This is a genomic window from Cupriavidus sp. a3, from assembly GCF_051015765.1.
Classification (GTDB): domain Bacteria; phylum Pseudomonadota; class Gammaproteobacteria; order Burkholderiales; family Burkholderiaceae; genus Cupriavidus; species Cupriavidus oxalaticus_A.
Window position 1 is genome coordinate 1,377,448 of the sequence record NZ_CP170644.1, and the last position, 22,770, is coordinate 1,400,217.

Genomic DNA, 22,770 nt, shown 5'->3' on the forward strand with positions numbered 1-22,770 from the left:
GGGTCAGTCCAGCGTGATGCCTTCGCGCTGGATCACCGCCGTCCAGTTGCCCTCTTCCTTCTCCACGCGCTTCGCAAAGTTGGCCGGATCGATCATCACGACATCGCCTTGCTGTCCCAGCGCTGTCTTCGCCTTGCCGTCCTCGAGAACCCCCTGCATCACCGAATGGAGCTTCTGGACGATCTGCGGCGGCGTGCCGGCCGGTGCCAGCATGCCGATCCAGAAGGTCACGTTGAAGGGCGCAATGCCGAGTTCCTCCAGCGTCGGCACATCCGGCAACTGCGCCATGCGCTTCGATGCGCTGACGGCGATGGGCTTGAGCTTGCCGGCCTTGATCTGCGGCAGTGCCGTCCAGGTATCGAAGGCAGTATCCAGTTCGCCGCTGATCACGGCCAGTTGTGCCTGCGCCGCGGACTTGTACGGAATGTGCGTGGTCTTGATCTTTGCCCGGTTGTTCAGCATGGCAAAGCTGAGATGCGCGATATTGCCCGGTCCGGCCGAGCCATAGCTGACCTTGCCGGGATGCTGCGTCGCGTAGCGCACCAGCTCCGGTACCGAACCGACCGAGTTCTTCTGCGACCAGTCCGGATTGGTGACAAGGATGAATGGCGCTTCGAGAACCAGGGTGACCGGCGTGAAGTCCTTCGGCGAGTAAGTCCCTTTCTTGTAGATCTGCGGATTGATGGTGATGCTGCTGGAGTTGGTGACCAGCAAGGTATAGCCGTCGGGCGCGGCCCTGGCGGCCTCGCCGACACCGATCAGCCCGTTCGCTCCGGCCTTGTTTTCCACGACCACGGGCTGGCCGAGGGATTTGGTCAGGCGCTCCGAAAGCACCCGCGCCACGGTATCCGTGAACGACCCCGCCGGAAACGGGACAATCATGCGGATCGGCTTGCTGGGCCAGCCGTTATTCTGCGCCGCAGCCGGCGCGGCCATCGTCGCGGCCAGGATGCCCAGCGCGGCTGCCGCCATGCTGAACTTGCCGGCCTTTGCGCTTGCCTGGCAGCGCTGGATCCATGTCGGTTTGTTCATATCGTCTCCGTATCGTAGTAATGGTGTGCTGAATACTTGCCGGCCTATGGCGTTTCCTTCGCGTGCTTTGGTTTCGCGACGGTGCCGGTGATGCCCTGCCGCTCCAGGCTTGCGATCTGCTCCGCGCCCAGTCCAAGCACGCGGCTCAACACCGCTTCGGTGTGTTCGCCCAGCGTCGGCGCGACATTGCGGATGGGCACAGGGCCTGGCCCGGTCCTGAACCAGGCAGTGCTGCTGGTGTAGGTGCCGATATGGGCGCGCTCGACTTCGCACCAGAATCCGCGCGACCGCAGATGGGCGTCCTGCAGCACCTGCGACATGGGACGCACCACGCCAGCGGCGATCCCGGCCTGTTGCAGCAGGTGCATTGCCTGTTCGGAGTCCCGCGCCATGCACCAGGACCCGATCGCCTGCTCGATCCTGTCCGCCTCGGCGCGCCGCCCCGCTGCCTGCGCCAGCCGCGGATCGGCGGAGAGGTCCGCCCGTCCGATCGCCCGGCATAGCGCGGGCCAGTCCGCGTCGGTAACAGTCAGCACGATCCACGCATCGTCGCCAGCGCAGCGGAAGCAACCATGGGGTGCGTACATCGGATGGCGATTGCCCTGGCGCGGCGATACGGCGCCGGAGATGGACTGCTCCAGCATGAACGGCGCGGCCATCGGCAACATGGCCTCCACCTGCGACAGGTTGATGTGCCGCCCCTGCCCCGTCGCTTGCTGGGCAAACAGCGCGAGCAGGATCGCCGCGCCACCATTGAGGCCGCCGATCGGGTCGCCGTAGGCGTATGACGTCATCGCCGGCGGGCCATCGGGGTGCCCCGTGTAGAGCGGCAGCCCGCTGGCCTGCTCCAGCGTGCCGCCGTAGGCGCGGGTATTGCTCCACGCATTGCCGAGCCCGAAGGCCGGCATCGACAGCATGACAAGCCGTTTGTTTCTGGCGCGCAGCGCTTCGTAGTCCAGCCCTAGTTTTGGCAAGACCTCCGCGGAGTAATTCTCGATGACCGCGTCGGCGCCTTCGACCAGCTGCAGCAGCAACTGCTTGCCTTCGGGGCGCGTCAGGTCCAGCGTGATGCCCAGCTTGTTGCGGTTCATCAGGTTGAAGTTCGAGTTCTTCTCGTACAGCCTGTCCCGATAGAAAGCCTCGGTGAAATTGGCGCCGCGCCACCAGTCGGGATAGCCGGTACTTTCGACCTTGATGATCTCCGCGCCAAAGTCGGCCAGCGTCCGCGCCGCAAGCGGTCCCGCCCAGCCCATCGTCAGGTCGATGACGCGGATACCTTGCAGCGGCAAGCGCTCCCCTGCCGTTCGCCTGAGGCTCAGACGCGGGCGATGATCCAGCCCCGAGGTTCGATAGTGCAGGTCATGCTCGCCCTTTGCCGGCGCATTCCCGCCGGGCAGCGGACCCGCCGCGTCGAGGCGTAGCGGCACCACCGGGCCTTCAAGCGACGCGCCGCCCACGCCGACCGGCACGAAGGCACCGCGCTGCCGATGCACTTCCTGGCCGAGCAGGGTCTCCATCGTCGGCACGATCACGGCGGGATGCTTCTTGTTGCCCAGGATCTCGAACCACTGCCGGGCCGTGCGCGCCAGGAACGCAGGCAGAAGCAGCGCGTCGATCTCGTCCGCGCGCGCCATCCGCTCCGGGCCGCTTGCGTAGCGCGGATCGCTGCCGAGGTCCGGACGCCCGATGGCCTCGCACAGGCCCTTCCACTGCGGCAGGGTGTGCGTAAAGATGCCGATCCACCCTTCGGCGGTCTGGTAGATCCCGGCCGGATGCGTGCCGCAGAACCGGTTGACGCCAAGGCGCTGGAGCGGATGGCGCTTGTCCTGCACCATGCCCGCTTCCATCTCGACCACGCTGAAGATGGATTCGTGGGCGCTCAGCACATAGCGGCGGCTGCCCTGCCCGCTCCCGATCAGCGCCGCGGCGGCGGCCGAGAATGCGCTCAAGCCGACCACGATCGCCGACTGCACGTCGTGCGGCATGTGTGGCGGCCCATCTGTGGGGCCGCTGCCATGCACGGCGCCGGCAAGTCCGCGGCATACTGCTTCAGCGCCAGCGTAATGGCTGTATGGTCCGCTTTCGCCGAACCAGGTGAGTGCCACCTCGATCGGCTCTTGCCCCCGCGCTTCATCGGCCATGCCCTGCCAGACCGGCGTGCCGAGGATGCCCGGGCCTTCAGCCAGCGCACGGGCATCCAGCACCACGTCGCACGTGCGCGCCAGATGGGCCAGCCATGCGCGGTCCTCGGCGTTACCGTCGTGCGCGGTGACGCTGCGCTTGTTGGTGTTCAGCCATGCAAAGAGCGCGCTTTCCGGCTGCGCGGCCCCCGCTGCGCTGACCATGGGCGGCATCCGCCGCCAGGCGTCGCCGGACGGGCTTTCCACCTTGATGACTTCGGCGCCGAAATCGGAAAACAGCTTGCCTGCGTACGCCAGCGCAGGCCCGCTGCCGACTTCGAGCACGCGCAACCCACCCAGCGCCAGCTGCGCCGGGTCAATACCATGCTTGATCATGAAAACTCCTGGCTCTGTCTGTGGGCTCGTCAGGCACGGCGCTTACCACGCATCGATGAAGCCGCGGCGCTCCCTGCGGCTGCGCACTTCCGCGGAGGCGATGCCCTGTGCGATCCACTTCCGTGTCTGCGCGGGGTCGATCACCGCGTCGATCTCGACGGCGGCCGCGGTGTTGATCGCGTGGCCACGCTCGTAGGACTGGGCCACCAGCCGGTCGAACAGCGCCTTGCGCTCGGGGCCATCCGGCACCGCCTCAAGCTCCTTCTTGAAGCCCAGCCTGACCGCGCCTTCCAGGCCCATCGGGCCGAACTCGCCGGTCGGCCACGACACGGTGAAGCTGGCCGAGCGGAAGCCGCCGCCCGCCATGGCCATGGCGCCAAGCCCGTAGCCCTTGCGCAGCGTCACCGCCAGCAGCGCGACACGCAGCTTGGCCGCCGTCAGGAACATGCGCGACACGTGCCGCACCTGTGCGCGGGCCTCGACCTCCGGCCCGACCATGAACCCGGGGGTGTCGATCAGCGAGACGATCGGCAGCCCATGCGCATCGCACAGCTGCATGAAGCGCGACGCCTTGTCCGCGGCATCCGCATCGATGGCGCCCCCAAGGTGATAGGGGTTGTTGGCCATGATGCCGATGGGCTGCCCTTCCACGCGGGCCAGCGCAGTGTGGATGCCCGCGCCGAAGCCGCTGCGCAGCATCAGCACGCTGCCGGCATCGGCAATGCCCTCGATGGCCTTGCGGGTGTCGTAGACGCGCAGCCGGTTCTCGGGGACGACATGGCGCAGCGCCAGCGCCTCCGGTGCGCTCCAGTGCGCCACGCGGCCCTGGAACATCGACAGATAGTGCTTCGCTGCCTGCACGGCTTCGGCCTCGTTGTCGACCAGGATATCGACCACGCCATTGGCATGCTGCACCGATGCGGGCCCGACCTCTTCGGGGCTGAAGATGCCGAGGCCGCCGCCTTCGATCATGGCCGGTCCCGCCATGCCGATATTGGCCGACCGGTCGGCAATGATGACGTCGCAGCAGCCGAGGAAGGCTGCGTTGCCGGCGAAGCAGCGCCCCGAGACAATGCCCACCACCGGCACATTGCCGCTTAGCTCGGCAAAGGCGGCGAACGACGGCTGGTACAGCCCGGATACCGAAGGGAAATCCACGTCGCCGGGCCGGCCGCCACCGCCTTCGCCAAACAGCACCAGCGGCAGCTCGTCGCGCAGCGCCACCTCCACGATGCGGTCGGTCTTGATATGGTTGCGCTTGCCCTGCGTGCCGGCCATCACCGTGGCGTCGTAGGCCATCACCGCGCTGCGCGCCCGATCCTTGCCGACCAGTTCGCCATTGATATTGCCGATGCCCGTGATCAGGCCATCCGCCGGGGTGTTGGCAATGAGGTCCTGCTGGCTGCGGCGCGAAGCCTGCGCGGCGAGTGCCAGCGCTCCATACTCGACGAAGGTATCCGCATCGCACAGGTCGGCGACGTTCTCGCGCGCGGTGCGCTGCCCGCGCGAGCGGCGCCTGGCAACGGCATCGGGGCGCGCGGCGTCATCCAGGTAGGCATGCCGGTCCAGCACGCGCTGCAGGTCCGCGCGAATCGCGTTCGGATCGAGCTGCTGGGCGGCAGCCACGGCGATGCCATCGGCCTCGAGCTGCTCCAGCACGATCAGCACCTGGTTTTCGGCTGCCAGCGCGCCCGGCTCCAGCCGCAGGTCGACCACGCGCCCGCCGCATTCCGCGGCGATGGCGTGCTCCATCTTCATGGCGTCGAGCACCGCGAGGGTCTGCCCCGGCTTGACGATCTCGTCCAGCGCGACGGCAATCTCCACCACCCTGCCGGTCAGCGGCGCACGGATCGCCACCAATCCCTCGCCGACCTCCTCTTCCGCATCGGCGTGGCGCGGCGCAAGCGCGTGCGAAGCACGGGCCGTGCCGCCCAGCAAGGCTTCCTGCGCGCGTCCGGCCTGCGCGATGGCCTCCGCCGATGCGGTCAGCTCCTGCACGATCGCTTCGAAGTGCCGGGTATGGACATCCTGCGCGAGGAAATCGTCGCGCTGCACCAGCGCGCGCAGCAGGTCGAGGTTGGTCGGCACGCCGGCGATGCGGAACTCCGCCAGGCTGCGCTGCAGGCGCCGCACGGCCGCATCGAACTTCGGCGCCGCGCTGCTGACGATCAGCTTGGCCAGCAAGGTGTCGAAGTTGGGCGACGGTTCATAGCCAGCGTAGCCATGGGAATCGACGCGGACGTCGGGGCCCGAAGGCGGATCGAAGCGCTCCAGGCGGCCGTGCGCAGGGCGCGCCAGGCCGTGCGCGTCGGTCATTTCCGCGTTGATGCGCACCTGGATGGCATAGCCGCGGGGTTGCGGCGGCGCAGCGGGGTCCAGGCCGAGATCGGAGAGGGTCTGTCCCGCGGCGATTCCGATCTGCAGCGCGACCAGGTCGACGCCGGTGACCTGCTCGGTGATGGTGTGCTCGACCTGCAGGCGGGGATTGGCTTCGATAAAGACAAAATCCTTCTGCTCGCCGGATTCGGTTTCCTCGACCAGGAACTCGAAGGTGCCCAGGCTCTGGTAGCTGACGCGGCGCGCCAGCCTGAGCGCCGCCTTGATGATCTGCTCGCGCAGCTGCGGCCTGAGCACCGGGCTGGGGGCGATTTCCACCAGCTTCTGGAAGCGGCGCTGCAGGGTGCAGTCGCGTTCGCCGAGGGCAATGACGTGCGCGCCGTCGCCGGCGATCTGCACTTCGATATGGCGCGCGCGGGCCACCAGCCGCTCGGCGTAGACGGCATCGATGCCGAACGCCGAGCCCGCCTCGGAGCGGCAGCGCGCATAGGCTTCGGCCAGTTCTTCGCGCCGGCGCACCACGCGCATGCCGCGCCCGCCGCCGCCACCGACCGCCTTGATCACCACGCCCGCGCCGCCTTGCTGGTCGAAGAAGCTGGTGATTTCCTCGAGCGACGCTGCGCCGCGCGTGGCCGGCATGACCGGCACGTCGCTGTCGGCCGCCAGTTCCAGTGCCCGCCCCTTGTCGCCGAACAGCGCCAACTGCTCGACGGTGGGGCCGATAAAGCGGATGCCGGCCTCGTGGCAGGCCTGGGCAAAATCGGCCCGTTCGCTGAGGAAGCCATAGCCCGGATGGATGGCATCGCAACCGGATGCTTTCGCCGCGGCAATGATGCCTGCGATGTCGATGTACGCAGCCGGCCCGGCACCATCGAGGGCAACGGCCTCGTCGGCCAGGATCCGGTGCAGCGCGCCCTGGTCGTCTTGCGAATAGACCGCGACGGTCCCGATTTCGAGATCGCGTGCGGCACGCAGCACGCGCAGCGCGATCTCACCTCGATTGGCGATCAACAGCTTCTTCAATGCAGTCTCCTCGTTTGTATTTCGATGTCTGTGCCGTGGGTGCCTGGCCGCTCAGGGCCGGATGCCGAACCGGCTGATGCCGGCTTCGCGCAGCGGCGCCGCCAGGTTGGCGAACTCGCACAGCAGCGTGCGGGTCTCGCGCGGGTCGATGATGTCCTCGATGACGAACGCTTCCGCGCTGCGGAACGGCGACGTCAGGCTGCGCACGCGCAGCTCGATCTCGGCGCGCTTCTGCACCGGATCGTCGGCGCCTTCGATCTCGGCCTTGTAGGCAACGTCGAGGCCGCCTTCGATCGGCAATGCGCCCCAGTTGGCGGAGGGCCACGCGTAGCGGAAATTGAAGCGCCCCATGTGCTGGTGGCCGGCTGCCGACACGCCGTAGGCACGGCGCAGGATCACCGAGCACCACGGCACCGTGGCCTGGTAGAGCGCCGACAGCGCGCGCACGCCGTAGCGCATGATTCCCGCCTTTTCGGCCTCGAGGCCGACCTGGAACCCGGCCGTATCGACCAGGTTGACCACCGGCAGGTGGAAGGCCTGCGCCATGTCGACGAAGCGCGTGAATTTCTCGGCGCTGGCGCTGTCCCAGCTGCCGCCATGGAAGGACGGGTCGCTGGCGATCACCGCCACCGGCCAGCCATCCAGCCGTGCCAGCGCGGTGATGACGGCGCAGCCCCAGTGCATGCCGATCTCGAAGAAGGAATCGGCGTCCACCAGCGCCTGCACGATGGGCCGGATGCTGTAGTCCGCCCGGTTATCCCGCGGGATTGCCGACAGCAGCCATTCGTCGCGGCGCGCCGGGTCGTCGTCGGGCTCGCTCCGCGGCGGCAGCTCGAAAACGGAAGGCGGCAGATACGACAGGAACCGGCGCGCGCACGCGAAGGCTTCCTGCTCGCTGCCGACCTCGTCGTCCACCACGCCGTTGCGGGTGTGGATCTGGCTGCCGCCCAGCTCGTTCTTGCTCAGTTCCTCGCCCACGCGGGCCACCACCGACGGCGGGCCCTCGTTGAACAGTTGCGAGGTTTCCCTGACCATCACCGAATAATGGCTGGCGGCCACGCGGGCCGCGCCCATGCCCGCCACGGATCCCAATGCCAGCGACACCACCGGCACCACGGACATGTTCTCCACCACGTGCTGCCAGACCTTCATGGTGGGGATGAGGGTATGGCCCTTGATCTCGATATTGCGCACCGAACCGCCGCCGCCGGTGCCGTCGACCAGCCGGATCATCGGCAGCCGCAGGTCGTGCGCCATCTTTTCGGCGTGGATCAGCTTGTCGCCCACTGCGCCTTCGTTGGCGCCGCCGCGCACGGTGAAGTCGTCGCCCACCAGCACCGCCGGCCGGCCGCCGACCTGCGCGCGGCCCATCACCAGGTTCGAGGGAACCAGGTCCACCAGCCGCCCGTTGCTGTCATAGCGGCCGCTGCCGGTCAGGCCCCCGACCTCGCGGAACGAGCCGGGATCGGCCAGGGCATCGATACGCTCGCGCACCGTCAGCTTGCCGGCCGCCTTGTGGCGTTCCACCTTGCCTTCGCCGCCCATCCGGGCGGCAAGCCGCCGGCGGTGGGCCAGTTCATCGATTTCGGGCTGCCAGCTCACTGTCCTCTCCTGTGTCTTTGCGCGGCACATGTGTCGCCAACACTCCGCAGGAGCCGTGCCAGCCACAGGGCGCTCGATTACGCTTTGATTTCATTGAATAAATACCGGGCCGCCGTTAGGATGTCCGTCACAAGTACACAGACGTGTCCGCAGCAGAGGCACGCATGGAGACATCAAGTGTCCTCATTGACGACACATGACATCGACGGAATCGCGCTCGGGGTGCTGGTCTGTTCTCGCGACGGCTCCCGGCTGGCGGCGATCGGAGCCTGTACGGACCCCGCCACTGCCGACGCGGCGCTCGCTGCATGCGCGCACGCCAAGGCGCCGGACCGGGGGCGCCGGCTTTTCCCCGTCGAGGCAGGCACGCGGCGCTTCATCGGCCTGAGCCTGGAAGACGGCGACCACCAGCTGATCCTTCTGCATCCCACCGACAGACAGGCCGTGCTGCTCGACTTCCTGGGCACAGTACCTTTCGCCGGCGCGATCCTGGACCACTTCCTGAACGATCCCTACCAGGCCATCACCGTGGTCGACAAGGAGGGACGGGTGCGCTTCATCAGCCCCGTCCACGAGAAATTCCTGGGCCTCGACACCGGTGCCGGCATCGGCCGCCCGGCGGCCGAGGTCATCCCCAATTCGCGGCTGCCGCAGGTGGTGGCCAGCGGGAAGGCGGAGATCGGGCAGCTGCAGCAGCTCGACGGCGCCACCCGCGTGGTCAACCGCATGCCGATCCGCCAGGACGGCGAGGTGGTGGGCGCCATCGGCCAGGTCATGTTCAAGGGGCCCGAAGCCCTGGGCCGCATGCACAAGGAACTGGTCGAGCTGCGTTCGGAAGTGGCGCGTTACCAGCGCGAGTTTGATCACCTGCGCGACGGCTTGCCCGAGCGGCAGCCGACCTTTGGCCTGATCGGCGAAAGCGCGCCGATGCAGCGCCTGCGCCGCGAAATCCAGACCGTGGCACGCCTTGACGTGCCGGTGCTGATCCTGGGCGAAAGCGGCACCGGCAAGGAGCTGGTGGCCCGCGCCATCCACGGCGCCGGAGCCGAGCCGGCCAGCGCCCGTCCGCTGGTCAGCCTGAACCTGGCCGCCCTGCCAGCCACGCTGATCGAATCCGAACTGTTTGGCCATGCGCCCGGCGCCTTTACCGGGAGCCAGCGCCAGGGACAGGCGGGCAAGCTCGAGCTGGCAGCGGGCGGCACGGTCTTTCTCGACGAGGTCGCCGACATCCCGATGGAGATGCAGGTCAAGCTGTTGCGCGTGCTCGAAGACCACATGGTCGAACGCCTGGGCAGCCGCCGCGCGCAGCGGGTCGACTTCCGGCTGGTCTCGGCCACCAACCGCGACATTCCCGAGTTGATCGATGCCGGGCGTTTCCGCCTCGACCTGTACTACCGGCTCAGCGGCGTGGTGCTTCGCATTCCCGCGCTGCGCCAGCGGCGCGAGGACATCCCGGCTCTGCTGCAGCATTTCGTCGACGCCTTCTGCGCGCGCAACGCCATGCCGGCGCCAGGCATCGACCACGAGGTGGCGCGCCACCTCGCCGGCCAGCCCTGGCCCGGCAATGTGCGCCAACTGCGCCAGCGCATCGAGGAAGCGCTGGTCTTCTGCGATGGCCGGACGCTGCGCGTAGCGGACTTCGCACGCGGCGAATCGGCGCGCGGGCTATCGGGGCTGGAAAGCCAGCCCCCTGTGCATGCGGCCGGGCAAGCGCATCGATATGAGGCTTCCGCGGCGGACGAGCTGCCATCGCCCTCTTCCGCACTTCGCACGCCGGGCGCCCCGGCCGCGGGCATGAAGGAACTGGCCTATGCCGCGGTGATGGACGCGGTCGCGCGCCATGGCGGCAACAAGAAGCGCGCAGCCGAGCAACTGCGGATTTCCCGCTCGCACCTGTACAAGATCCTGGAACGCGGGCCGAACCCGTCGCAATCGAAATAGGCGCGCGCCACCGCCCTATCGGCACCGTCGCCGATGTCGATAGAATGTGCGTCGACCGATCGCGACCGGGCCTGACCAGCGCCTGCATTCATGAGCCCGTCGCATACGAGGCCATCGTGCGCGAACTGCGCCATGACTGACCAGCGCCCGCTTGCGCGCCATTGCGGGCTGCAACCGCTTTCTGCCCGGAGCGTTTAGGCGCCGGGCGATTCAACATAGGAACTGCACATGGAAACATCGAAGCCCCTGGACAACGGCCGCGGCCTGCTTGCGCGCCTGCATATTTCCACGCCGATCATCCAGGCGCCGATGGCAGGCGTCGGCACGCCCGCGCTGGCGGCTGCCGTGTCCGAGGCCGGCGGCCTTGGTTCGCTCGGCGTCGGTGCCATGGACGCCGAGGGCGCGCGCAAGGCGATCCGCGAGACCCGGGCACTGACCGGCAAGCCGTTCAATGTCAACCTGTTCTGCCATGCGCCGGCCCAGCCCGATCCCGCGCGCGAAAAGACCTGGCTGGACTATCTCACCCCGCACTTCCTGAAGCACGGCGGCACGGCCCCCGCCACGCTGCGCGAAATCTACAAGAGCTTCGTCGAAGACGAGGACATGCTGCGCATGCTGCTGGAAGAGAAACCCGCAGTCGTGAGCTTTCATTTCGGCCTTCCCGCGCAGCAGAAGATCGATGCCCTGCGCAGCGCGGGCATCGTGCTGCTGGCCAGCGCGACCTCGTTGCAAGAGGCGCGCCAGATCGAAGCGGCGGGCATCGACGCCATTGTCGCGCAGGGCATCGAAGCGGGCGGCCATCGTGGCGTGTTCGATCCGGCCGCCTACGACGAGGGCCTCGGCACGCTGGCGCTGGTGCGTGTCCTGGTGCAGAAGACGAGCCTGCCGGTGATCGCAGCCGGCGGCATCATGGATGGCGCGGGCATTGCCGCGGTATTGGCGCTCGGCGCGCAAGCGGCGCAGCTTGGCACCGCATTCATCGCCTGCCCCGAGACGGCGGTCGACGCCGCCTATCGCAGCGCCCTCGCGGCGGACAGCAAGCGCCCCACCACGCTCACGCGCGCCATCTCCGGCCGCGCCGCCCGGGGCTTTGCGAACCGCCTCACGGCACTGGGCGAGCATCCGGACGCGCCCGCCATCCCCGACTACCCCACCACGTATGACGCCGGCAAGGCGCTCCACGCTGCCGCCAAGGCCACGGGAAGCGCCGACTATGCGGCCCAGTGGGCGGGACAGGCGGTGCCGCTGGCGCGAGCGCTGCCCGCGGCCGAACTGGTCGGACGGCTGCAGTCGGAACTGCGGGACGCGATCGCGCGCCTGGCCTCCCTGCAACACGTGGCCGCCTAGCATCGCCGTGCCGGCCGCCGTGTCAGCGATGCAGCGGGCCGGCCGGCGTGATGTCTTGATCTGCAGCAGGGATGCCGATAAGGTTGGGTATGCCTAAATCAGGTGGCCGGACCGCTCACGTAAGACATCTTTGGTGATGCCTTCCATCACTGCCGGTGAGGGATGAGAACCCCGCGAAATCGCCCGGCGCACGCGAAAAAAAGGCCACCTGTCGGAGACAGGGATTCGGTGGAAGCGCCGCAAACCGGAGCGTCCTATTCTGATACAAGGGCCCGGTAATCGGCCTATGTGCCCGCACAGGCACCTTGCCTCTCCTGATTTCCCCCGCGCGTGTGACCATGCGTCCCCTGCTGCAAGCCCGCCTCGTCAATGACGTCTTCGGCGACCCCGTCCTGTTCGTCGACTTTCTCGACGAACGGCGCGCCTTGCTCTTCGACCTGGGCGACATCACGGCGCTGATGCCGCGCAATCTGATGCGCGTGTCGCATGTGTTCGTCACGCATACCCATATGGATCACTTTTCCGGCTTCGACCACCTGCTGCGCGTACTGCTCGGGCGCAAGCCGTCCATCGCGCTGTACGGCGGGCCCGGGTTCGTGGCGCAAGTCGGGCATAAGCTGCGTGCCTATACCTGGAATGTCGTGCACCGCTATGACCTGGAGTTGGTCGTTGAGGCGTTCGAGCTTGCACTGGATGGCCACATCCGCAGCGCGCGGTTTTCAAGCCGGGACCGCTTTGCCAGTGTGGCAGTCGCGACGACTGAGCAATGCGGCGATATCGTGCATGACGAGACAACATTCCGAGTGCGCGCCTGCTTTGTCGACCACGGCATTCCCTGCCTGTCCTACATCGTCGAAGAAAAGGTCCGGCTCGGCGTCGACAAGGAGCGCCTTGGCGCATCGGGCATGACAAAAGGCGCGTGGCTGCGCGAGCTTAAGCATGCGGTCCTGACCGGTGCCCCCGTCGACACGCCGATTCCCGTGCAATGGCGCGACAGCGGCGGCGACCATGCGGTAACGCGAACGGTCGGCGAACTAAGCCGCCTGATCCTTGACGCCACGCCTGGCCAGCGCATCGGCTATGCGACCGACCTGCGCGATACCAGCGACAACATGCAGGCGCTGTCGAACCTGATGCAGGGCGTCGACCATCTCTTTATCGAGAGCGTGTTCCTGGAAGCGGATCGCGCCCACGCCCTGCGCAAGAACCACCTGACCGCCGCCCAGGCTGGCCGGATCGCGTCATGCATTGGCGCCCGCGCGGTGACGCCGTTCCATTTCTCGCCGCGTTACCGTGGCCGTGCGGAGGAGATGGCCAGTGAAGTGCAGGCGGCCCGGGAGCACCTGCGACGTTGAGCAGCCGCATCAACCCTTATCGAATCGCGTCATGACCAATACCCATCGCACCGAAGCCGACCTGCTTGGCGAACGCCAGGTGCCTGCCGATGCCTACTACGGCGTCCACACCCTCAGGGCCTGGGAGAACTTCCAGATCAGCGGCACCCCCATCTCATCGTGGCCGGAGCTGATCATTGCGCTGGCCTCCGTCAAGCAGGCCGCCGCCGAGGCCAATGCCGAACTCGCCCTGCTGCCCGCCACGCTGCGCGACGCCATCCTGGCCGCCTGCCATGACGTGCGCGAAGGCAAGCTGCACGACCAGTTCATTGTCGACACGATCCAGGGCGGCGCCGGCACATCGACGAACATGAATGCCAACGAGGTCATCTGCAACCGCGCGCTCGAGCACATGGGGCACCGCAAGGGGGAATACCAGTTCCTGCACCCGAACGAGCACGTGAATATGGCGCAAAGCACCAACGACGTCTATCCAACCGCGCTGCGCATCGCCACGTATTTCGCCATCGAGCACCTGCTCGAAGCGATGGAAGTCCTGCGCGCCGCGTTCGACCGCAAGGCGACGGAGTTCTCCGGCCTGCTCAAGCTTGGCCGCACCCAGCTTCAGGATGCGGTCCCGATGACGCTCGGCCAGGAATTCTCCACCTACGCGGTCATGCTCGAGGAAGACATGGCGCGCCTGCGCGAAACCGCTTTGCTGATCCGCGAAATCAACCTGGGCGCCACCGCGATCGGCACCGGCATCACCGCGCATCCCGACTACGCGCCGAAGGCCCTGGCCGCGTTGCGGCGGATCACGGGCATCGACCTGTGCCTCGCGCCCAACCTGGTGGAGGCCACGCAGGATTGCGGCGCCTTCGTGCAGATCTCCGGCGTGCTCAAGCGCATTGCCGTCAAGCTGTCCAAGACCTGCAACGACCTGCGGCTGCTGTCGAGCGGACCGCGCGCGGGCTTCGGCGAGATCAACCTGCCGCCGATGCAGGCGGGCTCGTCGATCATGCCCGGCAAGGTCAATCCCGTCATTCCGGAGGTTGTCAACCAGATCGCCTTCGAGGTGTTCGGCAACGACACCACCATCACCTTTGCCGCGGAGGCCGGCCAGTTGCAGCTCAATGCCTTCGAGCCGGTGATTGCCGCCAGCCTGCTACGCAGCTTCCGGCACCTGACCAATGGCTGCCTGACGCTGGCGCAGAAGTGCGTCGACGGCATTACCGCCAACCCTGAACGCTTGCGCGAAACCATCGAGCGCTCGATCGCCCTGGTGACCGCGCTCAATCCCGTGATCGGCTACAAGAACGCGACCTCCGTCGCCGCCGAGGCCCATGCCAAGGGCACCACCATCCGCGAAGTTGTGCTGGCGCGGGGCCTGATGACCGCCGAAGCGCTCGACGAGGCGTTGCGGCCCGAAACGCTGATCCGGCCCCGTGCGGACAAGCTCGCCGACAAACCTGCAGGCAAGCCCACCGGCAAGCCATGAACAGGATTCGCCGTGGCTCATCCCTGGCCGTAATCACGCCCGGCAGGTGTGCCGGCAAACAACGACTTCTTGATGATGGCATGGATGCCCCAGTTGCCATTGACGACCTGCGTCACCCCGAAATCGACGGCGACCGATATCAGGGTGACCGCCTCGTCTTCGGTCAGCCCCTTGACCGTCATCAGGAAGCGGCGCGCCTTGCGGAAGGCATCGCGCATGGCATCGTCGAGCGTGGATTTCAGGTAGATATCGCTCTGTGCCGTCTTGCCCAGCTCGGTCAGGTGATTGGGTGAACTGAAGCCATGCAGTATCCACTCGTCGGCGGTCTCTACCAACGGGTAGCTCAGGTCGGCAAATGGAGCCCCGCGTTCAATCATGGTGCTCTTGTGCAGGACCAGCTGGAAGTCTCCGGTGAGCGAGCATTCGATGGCCGTTCCGCATAGTTCCGAGTCTCCCTGCGAGGCATGGGGATCGCCAATCGACAGTAACGCGCCCGGAACGCCAACCCTGAGGTAGACGGTAGCGCCCCGCGTGACCCGCCAGTTGTCCAGGTTTCCGGCGAAGCTCGATGGCGGGATGGAATCGATCAGCCCGTCCTGCGCCGGCGCCACGGCGATGACGCCGAAGTGCGGCCGGACCGGTATGGCCACGTCGCGCAGCACGTCGTAGTTCTTGCTGATGGTGGCATGGTCGACCGGCACGCCGGGATAGTCGATGGTCGGATGCAGCACGCCGAAGGGATCGCGCTGCGGCGTCCAGCGAAAGCTATAGACCGCGCGCGCGCAACCGTCGGCACGTTCGCAATCGATCTCGAACACGGTGACCACCTCGCGCTCGCGCGGTTCCGTCAGCATGTCGCGGTAGTGAAACCCCCACCAGGTCGAAGCGTTGCTGCCGAAGGCCTTGCCGGCAAAGCGCGGGTTGGCGCACCGCCGCGGACGTACGTCGAGGATGCGCACCTCGAGGACATCGCCGGGCATGGCGCCACGAACCGCGACCGGGCCGGTGCAGATATGGACGCCGAAGCCTTCTCCGGCACCACGGCCATAGACCGACGCATCGATCGGCCCGGCGCCGCGCCGGTCCACGTTCTTCTGCTCCGCGGTCCAGTGGAAGACGCTTTCCGCGCCGGGATCCCCCTCGATCATGCGCTCGCGGTCGTCCGATGCGTGCTGGGTCAGCGTCTCGATCGTGACCGTGTCGCCCGACTGTACCTCCAGTACCGGCTGCAGTTCATGGCTCAGGTAGCCCCAATGCACGGTCTTGTCCGTCGCCTGCAGCCAGTGGTGCCGGCCTTCGTGGCGTGCGGCATGCGCGCGCGCCTGGGCAATGGAAACCACGGCCGGGGCTGCTTGTTGCGCGCCAACCGGGCCATCACCGGGCGGCGCTGCGCGCATGCCAGGCGCAAGCCTCGCGTGCGCGGGAAGTCCGCGCGACACTTTCTGCGGTGGCCGGGGCGCGGGCGCGATCGCCATCTGGTCGCGGTATGCGCGCGGCGAGATCCCGAACTGTTCGCGAAACGCGTGGCTGAAATAGGACGGGTCGTTGAAGCCCCAGCGATAGCAGATATCGGCAATCGAGAGCTTTTCATACTGCGCGTTGGCCAGATCGGCCCGGCATCGGTCAAGCCGGCTGGTGCGCAGATAGGATGAAAAGCTGCTGCCCGATTTCTCGAAGAGCTTCTGCAGGTAGCGGGCCGACAGGCGCTCGTCCGCGGCAATGGCGGCAAGGCTGAGCTCGGGTTCCGAAAGGCGGGCGTTGATGCGGCTGCAGACGCGCGCAAAGATGGCGGACCGCGATGGCGTCATGTCCGCGGCCGGCGTTGCCCGGCTGTCCGCAAGGACCGCGCCCAGGCACGAAATGATGGTGTTCTCGAACGGCTGGAGCGCCTTGCCCTCGGCGGCCACTACCGTATCGAAACTGAGCGCCATCGATTGCAGCAGCCGGGCAAACAGCTCGGCCGAATCACCGGAAAGCACCAGCGCGGCGCCCGGCAGCGGGGCCGTGATCCTTGCGCCGAGCAAGGCCTGGCCGATGTGTACCGCCATCAGACGGAAGCCGGTGCTCAGCACCAGCTTGGGGGAGTCCTGCTGCGGCACGCATGCCAGCTGGCCCGGCCGCAGCGGCTCGCGCAGGTCCGGCGCGGCGAGGGTGGCGTTACCTTCGACCAGCATCAGCAGCATCATGCCGCGCCCGCCTCCCGCGGCAATGCTCAGGGTCTGTGGAACCGACGAGATGCACGCCAGCTCGACCCCCGCGGGCGTTGTCCGCGACTGGATCGTGCCGTGCAGGGTGTGATCCGCGCACAGGCTTTCGCAATGCAGGCGCGCGACCCTGAGTTCGTCGCGCCAGGCGGCGCCGCGCCGGTTGTGCGGATAGGCTTCGGTGGAAAAGCGCAAAAGGTGCAATTCAGCCTCCCAGGCAGCGTTCTGCAACAGCGCAATTGGCGGACATGGTTGTCCGCCAACGCTTCAGGCATCTGATGCAAGGTCCTTCAGCCCGCCGGGCTATCCGACCAGCAGTTGGCCCCGCATTGCGGCAACCAGCACGAAACCGGCAAATGTGCCGAAGATGGCGAAGATGCCGCCGAGCACGTTAGGCGCCGGTATCGGCGCACGAACAGCAGTGTAGACAATACCAGTCACCAGTCCGACGGCCGCTGCCTGCAACTCGGTCGTCCCCAATGCAATTTCGACCATGTCGTTCTCCCGCTCTCAGGAAATTCCGTTGCCCTGGCTGCCTTGCGGCGGGCGCCCGAAGGCGATCGTCCTGCGCAACGCCTGCACGATCAGGTAGCCGAGGTAAGTAAAAAGGATGGCGCAGATCCCGCCGGTGACATTGGGCGCGGGAATCGGCAAGTCCAGCCAGGAATACAGGGTGCCGGTGACCAGGCCGACGATCAGGGCCACCCATTCGTTGCGTCCTACGTAGACGTATTGCATGCGCGTATCTCCGGTTCCGCAGCCGCGCGGGCCCTCCCCGCCTTGCGGCGGTGGGCGTCCGGCGGTGCGAGGGTTCGATGAGGATGCCAGTTCAGCCCTTGCCTTTCGGGGGAAAGATCGCGCGCGGCATGGTGCAATGGATGCCCTGCGTGCCATCGACGACCTGCGTCACGCCGAAGTCGGCCGACACGCTCATCAGCGAGTAGGCGTCGTCGCGCGACAGGCCCTGCTGCTCGGTCAGCAGCTGGATCATGTAGCGGGCCGCGTTCTTGCCGGCTTCATCGAGGTCCTCGTGGAAACCGTGCACGACCCAGCAGTCGGGCGTTTCCAGCAGCGGCGAAGGGAAGTGGAAATCCTTGCGCAGGATCACCTGGAACAACACGTTCAGCGAGGCTTCAATCGCCGTGCCGCTGATTTCGCCGTCGCCCTGCGAGATATGCGGGTCGCCGATCGAGAACAGCGCGCCATCGACCTGGACGGGATAGTACATGGTGGCCCCCGCGCCGATACGCCAGTTGTCGATATTGCCGCCATGCAGCCCGGGCTCGACGGTAGTGACCCGGCCACGCTTGTCGGGCGCGACCCCGGCCGTGCCAAGATGGGGGCGCACCGGCACGCGCACACCGGCAAGCGCCGGCTGGCGGCAGCATTCGCGGTCGTCGACCACCTTGCCGGGCGTGGTCAGCTTGCCGGGATAGTCGAAGGCATAGAGCGCATGCGCGGTGTTGGAGGCCTGGTCCAGCTCGTAGATCGTGACCCGCTCTTTCTCGAACTCCCGGTAGAGCTGCCCCCAGTGCGCCGCAACGTTGGCCCCGAAGCGAAAGCGCGGGATCATCTGGAGATAGCGCACCTCCAGCATATCGCCGGGCCTGGCATCCTCGACATAGATCGGCCCGGTCATGATATGCACGCCCGGGTTGCGGTCATCGTGCGGGATGGTCCGGTAGATCTCGCGGATGGCGGCATCCATCATCAGGTCTGGCGCATCGCCGGCGTGATGGGTCACCGCTTCGGCGCGGATGAGGTCCCCGCTTTTCACGGTCAGGGCGGGCGCCTTGGTGGCATCGAAATAGCCCCAGTGGATGGTCTCGGGGCGGGCGGGCAGGTCATGCAGCATGTCGTCTCCTGGATTTTTTTCGCAGCCGCATCCCCAGCCGCTCACTCGGTGATCGGCTGTATCCGGTCAGGCAGGGAGGGGGATATCGGCTATTCGTGTTTCTTATGAATCGCCGTCATTGAGCCCGGCGATTCACGTCCAGGCAGGGAAGCCCGGATGCCGCGCCGCAGTGCTTTCGGTGCCGCGCGGTGAATCCATACTAGAAAGAGCCGGTGCATGACCGATAGGGCGATACGCCCCAAAGACTTGTGCTGGCGCGTACTAGGGTAAACGTGCGCTGGGGCGGCACGATCTGGGCATCAGTGGGACGCGCGCGGCTTACGATTCGCTGACGGCTTCGGTTCGCGATCCACCATGCCCGCCGCGGCCACGGCACGCGCGCCCAGCACCGGCACGCCTTCGTGCCGCCAGGCGCCGGGGTTGGCCCGTTCCACGACCAGGTCACGGAAACGCTGCGCCGCGGGCCGCGGCGTGACTTCGCCATTCCAGACCACGACCACCGGCTCCACGTGGCTGCGCAGGTCGAAGCGCAGAATGCGTGCGACCTTGGCCTCGCAGAGCTGCGCGGCGATGCGCTCGGGGAAGACTGCCAGGTAATGCCCTGTCTGCATGAGGCTTGCGGTCGCGGCGACATCGCTCGTGCGGATTCCCGATGCCGGTGGCGCAACGCCAAAGGCGTGGAAGGCCGTGTGCAGCAGGTGGAGCATGCGCGATCCGGCCGCAGGTATGCACCACCGCTCTGAAGACAAGGCCTGTGCCGCGATCTTGCGGCGCGCCAGCAGCGGGTGGTCGCGGCTGGCCACAATGACGACCTTCTGCGCCGGCACCACGGGCGTGGTCCGCAATTCCGGCCGGGACAGGCGAGGGTCGTCGTAGGCAAACAGCAGGTCGAGCGAGCCGTCGACAAGCTGCTCCGTCATTTCGCCGATGCCGCCTTCGATCACGCTGATTTCCACGCGCGGATTGTCACGGTGGAAATCGGTCATGGCCTGCGCCAGCAGCGGCTGCACCGAGATCGTCCGAAAGGCGATGCGCAGCTCGCCCTGGCTGCCGGCACGCACCGCGTGCAGCGATTCCGCCAGCCGCTCGAACTGCGCCAGCAGCACCTTGGCGTGAGCCGCCATCTCGCGGCCGGGCTCGGTCAGCACCAGGCCGCGTCGGCTCCTGACATAGAGCGGCGTGCCGACAATATCCTCGATTTCCCCCAATGCCTTCGACACCGCAGCCGGACTGACGTGCAGGCGCTCGGCCACCGCCGCGGCCGTACCCGCTTCGCTGAGCGCAAGAACGAGGCGGAGATGACGAAGTTTCAGGCGACCAAGCATGGACTGGGCGGATTCCCGGACGGCGCGGGCAGGATCATTCGGCATCGGTGGAAAACTAGTGACGGGGAGATAGCCGCATTTTAAGAGTTAACCATTTGGTTTATCTACAGTGACTTTTATTCGCTTTTGGGTAAAGACCTCGATCCCTTATAGTCGGCGGCATTCCATCAATACAAGGCGGCGCAAGACCCCAGGAGGAGAACCGATGATCACGCTGAACACTATTGCCAGGATCGTACGCGGGGTCATGGCAGCCGCCACGGTGGGCACCATGCTTGTCGCGATTCAACCCGCCGCTGCCGCGGCATGGCCGGATCGGCCGCTGCGGCTGGTGGTGCCGTTTCCCGCGGGCGGTTCCTATGACATCGTAGGCCGCACCCTGGCGCGCAAGCTGGAACAGCGGCTCGGGCAGCCGGTGGTGGTCGAGAACATCGCTGGCGGCGCTACCGTGCCGGGCGTCATGTCGGTACTGAAGGAGAAGGCCGACGGCAATACGCTGCTGCTCGCGAGCGACGGCACGCTGAACATCAATCCGCATACCGTCAAGGGCTTGCGCTACAACCCCGACCGGGATTTCACGCCCGTCACCATCGTGAGTACCGTGCCGCACTGGATCGTCACGCGGGTGGACCGCAAGCAGATGAACCTGACCGAGCTCAGGGACTACATCGTCAAGCACCCGGGCAAGGTCTCGATCAGCATCAATGCTGTCGCCGGCGCGGCGCATCTCGGCCTGGCGGACTGGAAGCGACGCAACGGACTGGACTTCACCATCGTGCCGTATCGCGGCTCTCCGCCGGCCATGTCGGACCTGATCGGCGGCCAGACCGATGCCCATGTGGATGTCATCGGCTCCTCCATCAGCTACGTCGGCGACGGCAAAGTCAAGCCGCTGGCCGTGCTGCAAACGGCGGCGGTCGCGCAGTTCCCCAAGCTCCAGCGGCAGGTCGCTGACAGCAAGGATGCCCTGCTCGTCCGCGCCAACCTGGCGCTGGTCGCCAAGGCCGGCACACCCGAAGCCGTCGTCGAGCGGCTGTACCGGGAGGTGCGCGCCAGCATGCAGGAGCCTGATTTCGTCGAGCGGCTGCAGTCGCTCGCCTACGAACCGGTCCTCACCACGCCCGCCGAGAGCCGTCGCCTGATCCACGCCGAGACCGTGCGCTACGGCGCCATCGCTCGCACGGTCAATCTCGAATCCAACTGACATCACGTCCGACCCATTTTCTGGAGCTCGCCCAATGCGCTTCGTCATCGCCCTGATGCGGCATGAGACCAATACCTTCTCGCCGATTCCCACGCCGCTGTCCGCCTTCAGCCGCGGCAGCAGCACCGATGGTCCGCTGTATGGCGACGACGCCGTGCGCGCCTGCCAGGGCACCAACAGCGCTGCGGCGGCGTTCATGGACCTGGTGGTCGCCCAGGGCGACCAGTTCGTGATGCCCCTGATGGCAAATGCCGTACCTAGCGGCGTGGTGACACGGGAAGCCTTCGAATCGATGTCGGCCACCATCATCGAGGCCGTGCGCGAAGGCTGCGACGCCGTCATGCTCGACCTGCACGGTGCAATGGTGGCCGAAGGCCTTGCGGATGCCGAAGGCGAACTGCTTGTCCGGATCCGCGCCGCCGCGCCGGAGGTGCCGATCGCGGTATCGCTCGATTTCCATGCCAACTTCAGCAAGGCACTGGTGGACAATGCCACGGTCATTGCCGGCTACCGGACTTATCCGCATGTGGACGTGTACGAGACCGGAGCGCGCGCTGCGCAGACGCTGATGGCGGCAATCCGTGGCGAAGTCCGCCCGGTCATGCTGTGGCGCACGCTGCCGATGCTCACCCACATGTTGCGCCAGACACCGCGCGAGCAACCGATGAAGGACATCATGGATCGAGCCATCGCCGCGGAGCGCGATGGCGAGGTGCTGAACGTGTCGATCTTCGGCGGCTTTCCGCTTGCGGATATTCCACATGTCGGCCTGACGGTGGTCGTGGTCGCCGATGCAGCCCATGCCGAGGCGGGCACCCAGCTGCTCGACGAACTCAGCGCCGCAGCATGGGAGCGCCGCGCCGACTTCGTCTTTCCGCTCGAACCCATGGAAACGTCCATCGCTCGCGCACGCGAAGCCAAGGCCGGCCCCGTGATCCTCGTCGACCACGGCGACAATTGCGGTGCGGGCGGGCCGACCGACGAGATGACGGTGCTTGGTGAGGTGCTGCGGCAGGGACTGAAGGACGTTGTCGCCGGGCCCTTCTGGGATCCGGGTGCCGTAGCCCTGATGATCGAGGCGGGTGTGGGCACGACCGTGACGGTCGACGTCGGCGGCAAGACCGACATGCCCGCGCTCGGCCTGAAAGGCAAGCCGCTACGCCTGACCGGACAGGTTCGCTGCATCACCGATGGCGCCTACCAGGTGACCGGGCCGATGTTCACGGGCATGCGGCTCAGCCTCGGCCGGACAGCGGTGCTTGACGTGGACGGCACGCTGGTCGTCGTCTGCGAGAAGCCGCAGGAGCCATTCGATACTGGCGTCTTCACCCACGCCGGGATCGACCTGTCGCGCCGCAAGTATGTCCTGATCAAGTCGCGCCAGCATTTCCGCGCCGGCTTCGAGCCGATCGCGAAGGACATCGTGCTGGTGGCAGGCCCTGGCGTCTGCAACTCGGACTACAGCCAGTTTCCCTTCCGCAACCTGAGCCGCCCCATCTATCCGCTGGACGAACACGCCGCGCTCCAGACGTTCTGATGATCGATGTATTCT

At 66.8% G+C, this 22,770-nt stretch carries 15 protein-coding genes; 6 read left to right on the top strand and 9 right to left on the bottom strand.

The annotated features are described in order from the left end of the window. Nucleotides 1–3: 3 nt before the first annotated feature. The 4 genes from ACAD63_RS28090 to ACAD63_RS28105 are packed head-to-tail and all read right to left on the bottom strand — an operon-like array spanning nt 4 to nt 8,510. Nucleotides 4–1,032, bottom strand: a complete 1,029-nt coding sequence (locus tag ACAD63_RS28090) for a tripartite tricarboxylate transporter substrate binding protein (protein ID WP_135703904.1) — start codon at nt 1,030–1,032, stop codon at nt 4–6. Between the two features lie 44 nt (nt 1,033–1,076). Further along, nucleotides 1,077–3,548 (bottom strand): CoA transferase, encoded by a 2,472-nt coding sequence (locus ACAD63_RS28095; RefSeq protein WP_434034099.1) that lies wholly within the window; start codon nt 3,546–3,548, stop codon nt 1,077–1,079. Between the two features lie 42 nt (nt 3,549–3,590). Beyond that, entirely contained in the window at nt 3,591–6,908 is a 3,318-nt protein-coding gene (locus tag ACAD63_RS28100) for a carboxyl transferase domain-containing protein (protein WP_434034100.1), read from the bottom strand. A gap of 51 nt (nt 6,909–6,959) precedes the next feature. Further along, on the bottom strand, nt 6,960–8,510 hold the full coding sequence (locus ACAD63_RS28105; protein ID WP_434034101.1) for an acyl-CoA carboxylase subunit beta: 1,551 nt from the start codon (nt 8,508–8,510) through the stop codon (nt 6,960–6,962). 177 nt (nt 8,511–8,687) lie between these two features. Here ACAD63_RS28105 and ACAD63_RS28110 point away from each other — a divergent pair, with 177 nt between their 5' ends. The 4 genes from ACAD63_RS28110 (at nt 8,688) to aspA (ending at nt 14,630) form a co-directional block, all read left to right on the top strand. Next, nucleotides 8,688–10,451 (top strand): sigma-54 interaction domain-containing protein, encoded by a 1,764-nt coding sequence (locus ACAD63_RS28110; RefSeq protein ID WP_434034102.1) that lies wholly within the window; start codon nt 8,688–8,690, stop codon nt 10,449–10,451. 228 nt (nt 10,452–10,679) lie between these two features. Next, nucleotides 10,680–11,798 (top strand): NAD(P)H-dependent flavin oxidoreductase, encoded by a 1,119-nt coding sequence (locus ACAD63_RS28115; protein WP_133093278.1) that lies wholly within the window; start codon nt 10,680–10,682, stop codon nt 11,796–11,798. A 338-nt stretch (nt 11,799–12,136) separates the two neighbouring features. Next, nucleotides 12,137–13,153 carry a ribonuclease Z gene (locus ACAD63_RS28120; RefSeq protein ID WP_135703899.1) on the top strand — a complete coding sequence of 339 codons (1,017 nt, stop codon included), beginning with the start codon at nt 12,137–12,139 and terminating at the stop codon, nt 13,151–13,153. A gap of 31 nt (nt 13,154–13,184) precedes the next feature. Then, on the top strand, nt 13,185–14,630 hold the full coding sequence (gene aspA, locus ACAD63_RS28125; RefSeq protein ID WP_195427441.1) for an aspartate ammonia-lyase: 1,446 nt from the start codon (nt 13,185–13,187) through the stop codon (nt 14,628–14,630). A gap of 17 nt (nt 14,631–14,647) precedes the next feature. Here the strand turns inward: aspA and ACAD63_RS28130 are convergent, their stop codons facing one another. The 5 genes from ACAD63_RS28130 to ACAD63_RS28150 form a co-directional block, all read right to left on the bottom strand. Beyond that, nucleotides 14,648–17,038 (bottom strand): acetamidase/formamidase family protein, encoded by a 2,391-nt coding sequence (locus tag ACAD63_RS28130; protein ID WP_434034103.1) that lies wholly within the window; start codon nt 17,036–17,038, stop codon nt 14,648–14,650. 99 nt (nt 17,039–17,137) lie between these two features. After that, nucleotides 17,138–17,329 (bottom strand): DUF1427 family protein, encoded by a 192-nt coding sequence (locus tag ACAD63_RS28135; RefSeq protein ID WP_063240339.1) that lies wholly within the window; start codon nt 17,327–17,329, stop codon nt 17,138–17,140. Between the two features lie 15 nt (nt 17,330–17,344). After that, entirely contained in the window at nt 17,345–17,572 is a 228-nt protein-coding gene (locus tag ACAD63_RS28140) for a XapX domain-containing protein (protein ID WP_135703896.1), read from the bottom strand. Nucleotides 17,573–17,663: 91 nt separating this feature from the next. Further along, nucleotides 17,664–18,689 (bottom strand): acetamidase/formamidase family protein, encoded by a 1,026-nt coding sequence (locus ACAD63_RS28145; RefSeq protein ID WP_434034104.1) that lies wholly within the window; start codon nt 18,687–18,689, stop codon nt 17,664–17,666. Nucleotides 18,690–18,988: 299 nt separating this feature from the next. Then, entirely contained in the window at nt 18,989–20,014 is a 1,026-nt protein-coding gene (locus tag ACAD63_RS28150; RefSeq protein WP_240745780.1) for a LysR family transcriptional regulator, read from the bottom strand. 205 nt (nt 20,015–20,219) lie between these two features. Between ACAD63_RS28150 and ACAD63_RS28155 the strand changes: the two genes are divergently transcribed. Both ACAD63_RS28155 and ACAD63_RS28160 read left to right on the top strand, forming a co-directional pair. After that, nucleotides 20,220–21,218 carry a Bug family tripartite tricarboxylate transporter substrate binding protein gene (locus ACAD63_RS28155; RefSeq protein WP_195427444.1) on the top strand — a complete coding sequence of 333 codons (999 nt, stop codon included), beginning with the start codon at nt 20,220–20,222 and terminating at the stop codon, nt 21,216–21,218. A gap of 34 nt (nt 21,219–21,252) precedes the next feature. After that, nucleotides 21,253–22,755: a M81 family metallopeptidase gene (locus ACAD63_RS28160; RefSeq protein ID WP_135703892.1), complete on the top strand. Its 1,503-nt coding sequence runs from the start codon at nt 21,253–21,255 to the stop codon at nt 22,753–22,755. Nucleotides 22,756–22,770: the final 15 nt, after the last annotated feature.

Coding starts and splice junctions, on each gene's coding strand:
- ACAD63_RS28095 (WP_434034099.1), bottom strand. CDS start 3,548: ATGATCAAGCATGGTATTGACCCGGCGCAGCTGGCGCTGGGTGGGTTG.
- ACAD63_RS28150 (WP_240745780.1), bottom strand. CDS start 20,014: ATGCTTGGTCGCCTGAAACTTCGTCATCTCCGCCTCGTTCTTGCGCTC.
- ACAD63_RS28135 (WP_063240339.1), bottom strand. CDS start 17,329: ATGGTCGAAATTGCATTGGGGACGACCGAGTTGCAGGCAGCGGCCGTC.
- ACAD63_RS28115 (WP_133093278.1), top strand. CDS start 10,680: ATGGAAACATCGAAGCCCCTGGACAACGGCCGCGGCCTGCTTGCGCGC.
- ACAD63_RS28090 (WP_135703904.1), bottom strand. CDS start 1,032: ATGAACAAACCGACATGGATCCAGCGCTGCCAGGCAAGCGCAAAGGCC.
- ACAD63_RS28140 (WP_135703896.1), bottom strand. CDS start 17,572: ATGCAATACGTCTACGTAGGACGCAACGAATGGGTGGCCCTGATCGTC.
- ACAD63_RS28120 (WP_135703899.1), top strand. CDS start 12,137: ATGCGTCCCCTGCTGCAAGCCCGCCTCGTCAATGACGTCTTCGGCGAC.
- ACAD63_RS28155 (WP_195427444.1), top strand. CDS start 20,220: ATGATCACGCTGAACACTATTGCCAGGATCGTACGCGGGGTCATGGCA.
- ACAD63_RS28160 (WP_135703892.1), top strand. CDS start 21,253: ATGCGCTTCGTCATCGCCCTGATGCGGCATGAGACCAATACCTTCTCG.
- aspA (WP_195427441.1), top strand. CDS start 13,185: ATGACCAATACCCATCGCACCGAAGCCGACCTGCTTGGCGAACGCCAG.
- ACAD63_RS28145 (WP_434034104.1), bottom strand. CDS start 18,689: ATGCTGCATGACCTGCCCGCCCGCCCCGAGACCATCCACTGGGGCTAT.